This window comes from Streptomyces caeni (assembly GCF_042678285.1).
In the GTDB taxonomy this organism is placed as follows: domain Bacteria; phylum Actinomycetota; class Actinomycetes; order Streptomycetales; family Streptomycetaceae; genus Streptomyces; species Streptomyces caeni.
On record NZ_JBHUDX010000123.1, the window covers coordinates 1 to 4,421 of the forward strand.

Genomic DNA, 4,421 nt, shown 5'->3' on the forward strand with positions numbered 1-4,421 from the left:
CGGTGCCGTTGCCGGTGGGTGAGGTGCGGGAGCGGGTCGCGGCCTGGGAGGGCGCGGTCTCGGTGGCTGCGGTCAACGGTCCGTCGTCGACGGTGGTGTCCGGTGACACGGCGGCGCTGGACGAGCTCTTCGGTGTGCTGGAAGACGAAGGGGTACGGGTCCGTCGTATCCCGGTGGACTACGCCTCGCACTCCGCCCATGTGGAGGCGATCGAGGCGGAGCTGGCCGACCTGCTTGCCCCCATCGAGCCGCAGGCATCCGCCGTCCCCTTCTACTCCACCGTGACCGGTGGCCTGATCGACACGGCGACGACGGACGCGGGCTACTGGTACACCAACCTCCGGCAGACCGTCCTCTTCGAAGACACCGTCCGCGCCCTCCTCACCGACGGCTTCCGGCTGTTCGTGGAGGCGAGCCCGCACCCCGTCCTGGCGGTCGCCCTCGCCGAGACCTTCCAGGCGACGGAGACCGAAGCCGTCACCGTGGGTTCGCTGCGGCGCGACGAGGGCGGGCTGCGCCGGTTCCTGCTCTCCGCCGCCGAGGCGTACGTGCACGGCGCACCGGTGCGGTGGCACACCCTCTTCGACGGGGCGGACGCGAGCCGGGTCGATCTGCCGACGTACGCCTTCCAGCACGAGCGCTACTGGCCCGCCCCGGCCGCGTCCGCGCCGAGCGGTGCTGTGGTTTCCGAGGATATGGCTGGTTTCTGGGGGGCGGTGGATGCGGGTGATCTGGGGGCGGTGGCTGGTGTTTTGGGTGTTGGTGGTTCGGACGGGCTGGACGCGGTTGTTCCTGCGCTTGCGGCGTGGCGCAGGCAGCGGCGGGAGGGGGTGGAGTTGGACGGTCGTCGTTACCGGGTGGTGTGGCGTGCGCTGGGGGATCGTGTGGTGTCCAGGCCGGTGGGGCGCTGGCTTGTTGTGGTGCCGGGTGATCCGGTGGCGGCTGTGTGGGCCGGTGCGGTGGTTGAGGGGCTGGCTGCCGGTGGTGCGGATGTGCGGGTGGTGGACACGGGGCGCGCCGGCGGTGACCGTGCGGTGCTGGGCCGGTTGATCGGTGAGGCGGGGGGCGGGCAGGAGTTGCAGGGTGTTGTGGCGCTGACCGGGCTGGATGAGCGGGAGCATCCCGAGTTTCCGGTGCTGACGTCGGGTGTGGTGGACACGGTGCTGCTGGCGCAGGCGTTGGACGATGTGGGCCAGGGTGCGCGGTTGTGGTGTGTGACCTGTGGTGCTGTCTGTGTCGATGCCGGTGATGTGCTGACCAGCCCCGCGCAGTCCCTGGTGTGGGGGTTGGGGCGGACGGCGGTTTTGGAACGGCCTGAGCGGTGGGGTGGTCTGGTGGATGTGCCGGCCGTGCCCTCGCCGCGGGCTGTCGGCCGGCTGCTGGGTGTGCTGGGCGATGCCCGTACGCACGGTGAGGACCAGCTTGCGATCCGTGAGGGTGGTGTCCTGGTGCGGCGGCTGTGCCGCAGCCCGCGCCCCCAGCGGGCCCGTACGCCCCGTGCGCCCTGGACGCCGAAGGGAACCGTCCTGATCACCGGTGGCACGGGTGCGATCGGCGGGCATGTCGCCCGGTGGGCGGCGCGCAGCGGGGCGGAGCATGTCGTGCTGGCCGGGCGCAGCGGAGCGAACGCGCCCGGTGCGAGCGCGCTGGCCGCGGAAGTGGAGGCGCTGGGGGCGCGGGTCAGTCTGGTTGCCTGCGATGTGAGCGACCGCCCGGCTCTGGAGGACCTCCTTGAGGGCCTGGCCGCGTCGGGTGATGGGGTGCGAGCGGTGTTCCATGCCGCGGGCACCGCCGAGAACGTGCCTTTCGACGACCTGACCGCCCGGCAGATCGCCACGGCACTGGCCGCGAAGGTGGCGGGCGCCCGCCACCTGAACGAACTCCTCGAACCCGACGCGGTCGACGCGTTCGTGCTGTTCTCCTCCATCGCCGGGGTATGGGGCAGCGGCGGGCAGGCCGCCTACGCGGCCGGCAACGCCTACCTCGACGCCCTGGCCCAGGCCCGCCGCGCGGCGGGCGGCCGGGCCACTGCCGTGGCCTGGGGTGCCTGGGACGCACAGGGCGGCATGCTGGATGAGCAGCGCGCCGACCAGCTCGCGCGCGGCGGGGTCAACGTGATGGCACCCCAGCCGGCGATCACCGCGCTCGAAGCGGCCCTCACCGACGACGAGACCACCCTTGTCGTCGCCGACATGGCATGGGACCGCTTCCTGCCCGCCTTCACCCTCCACCGCCCCAGCCCCCTCCTGGCCGACCTGCCCGAGACCGCCGCACTCGCCGCCCGCGAGGCAGCAAACACCCCGGCAACCGACACCACCGCCCTCACCGCCCGCCTCACCGGACTCGGGCCCGCCGAGCAGCACACCCTGCTGCTGGATCTCGTACGCGCCGAAGCCGCCACCGTCCTGGGCCACACCTCCCACACCGCCGTCGACCCCGACCGCGCCTTCCACGACCTCGGCTTCGACTCACTCACCGCCATAGAACTACGCAACCGCCTCAAGTCCGCCACCGGACTCAACCTCCCAGCCACCGTCATCTTCGACCACCCCACCGCCACCACCCTCACCCAACACCTCCACGGCGCACTGGGTGGCGCGGCCGATCCGGCCTCGGACGACCCGCTGGCCGGCCTGGACCGGCTCGAGAACGTCCTGCTCACCGCCCCAGCCGACTACTGGGAACGGCGGCAGGCCACCGAGCGGCTGCGTGACTTCCTCGACCGGATCGCGGTTCTGGCCGACTCCCACGGTGCGCCGTCGGCCGGCCCGGACGAGGACGACGATGCGGCCGAGCGCATCGAGGCGGCGACCGACGACGAGATCTTCGACTTCATCAACCAGGAACTCGGGAGGGACCAGTGACGGCCGAGCGCGAGTCCATGGACACCGAGACCAAGCTCCGGGACTACCTGAAATGGGTGACCGCCGACCTGGTCCAGGCACGCAAGCGCATCCGTGAACTGGAGTCCCGCACCGCCGAGCCCATCGCGATCGTCGGCATGGCCTGCCGCTACCCCGGCGCCGCCGACAGCCCGGAAGCGCTGTGGCGCCTGCTGGCCGACGGTACGGACACCATCACCGGCTTCCCGGAGAACCGGGGCTGGGACCTGGAGCACCTCTACGACCCCGACCCCGACCGGTGGGGCACCGTCTACGCCCGGGGAGGCGGCTTCCTCACCGACGCCGCCGACTTCGACCCCCGATTCTTCGGGATCTCCCCGCGTGAGGCCCAGGCCATGGACCCCCAGCAGCGGCTCCTCCTGGAGACCTCCTGGGAAGCGCTGGAGCGCGCCGGCCTCGACCCGCAGCAGCTGCGCGGCAGCCGCACCGGTGTCTTCCTCGGCAACAGCATGCAGGACTACGGCGAACTGCTGAAGAGCAGCCCCGAGGGCATGGAGGGCTACTTCCTCACCGCGAACGTCGGCAGCGTGGTCTCCGGCCGGATCGCCTACACCTTCGGCCTGGAGGGGCCGGCGGTCACGGTCGACACGGCGTGCTCGTCGTCGCTGGTCGCGCTGCACTTGGCGGTGCAGGCGCTGCGGGCGGGGGAGTGCTCCCTCGCCCTCACGGGCGGCGCCACGGTGATGGCCACCCCGGGCATGCTGCAGGTCTTCAGCAGGCAGCGAGGGCTGTCGCCCGACGGCCGGTGCCGAGCCTTCTCGGCCGATGCGGACGGAACCGGGTTCTCCGACGGTGTGGGGGTGTTGGCCGTAGAGCGGTTGTCGGATGCCCGGCGGTTGGGGCACCGCGTGTTGGCGGTGGTGCGGGGGAGTGCGGTCAATCAGGACGGTGCGAGCAATGGGTTGACGGCGCCGAATGGTCCGTCGCAGCAGCGGGTGATCCGTGCGGCTCTGGCGAGCGCGGGCTTGTCGGCCGCCGATGTGGATGTGGTGGAGGCGCACGGTACGGGGACGAAGCTGGGGGATCCGATCGAGGCGCAGGCGCTGTTGGCGGCGTACGGGCAGGGTCGGGAGGCTGGACGGCCGTTGTGGCTGGGGTCGTTGAAGTCGAACATCGGTCACACACAGGCGGCCGCCGGCGTGGCCGGTGTGATCAAGATGGTGATGGCTCTGCAGCGGGGGCTGTTGCCGAAGACGCTGCATGTGGATGAGCCGACGTCGCAGGTGGACTGGGCGTCGGGTGCGATGGAGTTGTTGCGGGAGGCGCGGGAGTGGGCGCCCGAAGAGGGGCGGTTGCGGCGGGCCGGGGTGTCGGCGTTCGGGGCGAGCGGGACGAACGCGCATGTGATTGTGGAGGAGGCACCGGCGGAGGAGACGGCGGAGACTCCTGCAGGTGTTTCGGTGCCTGTGGTGCCGTGGGTGGTGTCGGGGCGGTCGGCCGGGGCGTTGCAGGGGCAGTTGGGTCGGTTGGAGGAGCATGCTTCCGGTCTGGATGCGGTGGATGTGGGGTGGTCGCTGA

General features: G+C 71.7%; 2 protein-coding genes. Both read left to right on the forward strand.

Annotation, left to right across the window (positions count from 1 at the left end; all coding sequences use genetic code 11):
• Positions 1–2,864, forward strand: a 2,864-nt coding sequence (locus ACFSL4_RS34910) for an SDR family NAD(P)-dependent oxidoreductase (RefSeq protein ID WP_381091835.1), incomplete at its 5' end; no start/stop codon positions are given.
• A gap of 17 nt (positions 2,865–2,881) precedes the next feature.
• A partial coding sequence (locus ACFSL4_RS34915) for a type I polyketide synthase (protein ID WP_381091837.1) occupies positions 2,882–4,421 on the forward strand: 1,540 nt, incomplete at its 3' end.